The sequence below is a fragment of the Diaphorobacter sp. J5-51 genome (assembly GCF_001023515.1).
Lineage (GTDB): Bacteria > Pseudomonadota > Gammaproteobacteria > Burkholderiales > Burkholderiaceae_C > Diaphorobacter > Diaphorobacter nitroreducens.
Genome location: NZ_JSYI01000136.1, coordinates 1 through 1,011, shown reverse-complemented (window position 1 = coordinate 1,011; position 1,011 = coordinate 1). Strand labels below are relative to the sequence as shown.

The 1,011-nt window shown below is 69.7% G+C and carries 1 protein-coding gene and 1 pseudogene; one reads left to right on the top strand and one right to left on the bottom strand.

Going from position 1 to position 1,011, the window contains the following annotated elements; genetic code table 11:
• Nucleotides 1-759: transporter (locus OX89_RS17065; protein ID WP_047351519.1), on the top strand; the 759-nt coding region annotated here is incomplete at its 5' end.
• A gap of 30 nt (nt 760-789) precedes the next feature.
• Here the strand turns inward: OX89_RS17065 and OX89_RS17060 are convergent.
• A pseudogene (locus OX89_RS17060) lies at nt 790-1,011 on the bottom strand (LysR substrate-binding domain-containing protein); the annotation flags it as partial.

Sequence of the window (1,011 nt, the reverse complement as noted above, 5' to 3'; positions counted from 1 at the left end):
TACTACCTGGGCTATCTCCTCAACTACGACATCGACGATTTCCGCGCGCCAGGCACCAAGAGCAACCTGCCGGGGCACAACCGCGGCACCGTCTCGGCGCTGGCCAACCGCTTCGTCTGGGTCACGCAGCACAAGCTGCTGGGCGCCGACTACGGCATGGAGGCCATCGTGCCCCTGATGCGCACTTCGCTCACCATCAACGCGGCGGGCATCTCCGACACCCGCTCGGGCGTGGGCGACGTGTATCTGGGGCCGCTGGTGCTGGGCTGGCATGGCCCCCAGTGGGACGCCGTGGCGGCCGCGGGCATGTGGTTCGACACCGCCAGCACCAGCGACCCCGCCTCCCCGGGCAAGGGCTTCAAGAGCACCATGCTCACGGGCGGCCTGACCTACTACTTCGACGGCGCCAAGACCTGGTCGGGTTCGGGGCTGATGCGCTTCGAGCGCAACGGCAAGAACGGCGCGGGCATGCGCCCTGGCAACCAGATCACGCTGGAATGGGGCCTGGGCAAGTCCTTCGGCGCCTGGCAGGCGGGGCTGGTGGGCTACAGCCAGTGGCAGACCAGCGAAGACAGCGGGCCGGGCGCCAGCACCCACAAGGCATCGCGCCACGCGCTGGGCGCCGAGGTGGTCTATCCCGTGCCTGGCGCGGGCATGTTCCTGAAGGGCGCGCTCTACAAGGAGCTGAGCGCCGAGGCAGGCACCGGCGCGCAGCCCAAGGGCTCTCTGCTGCGCTTCTCGCTCGTAAAAGCCTTCTGAGCGGTGAGCGGTGAGCGCTGCCGCAGGCGGCTACCCCGGCGCAGCGGCGCGCACTTGTGCAAAGGCGCGCACCACGTCCAGAAATGCCCCCAGCACGGGGGAAGGGTCATCGCTGCGGTACAGGCAGCTGAGCTCGATGTCGCTCAGGTGGCGCGAGCGCAGCGGCCGGTAGGTCACGCCGGGCAGGCGCAAGCTGGTGGCCGAGCGGGTGGTGATGCAGCAGCCAAAGCCGCCCGCCACCAGCGCCACGGC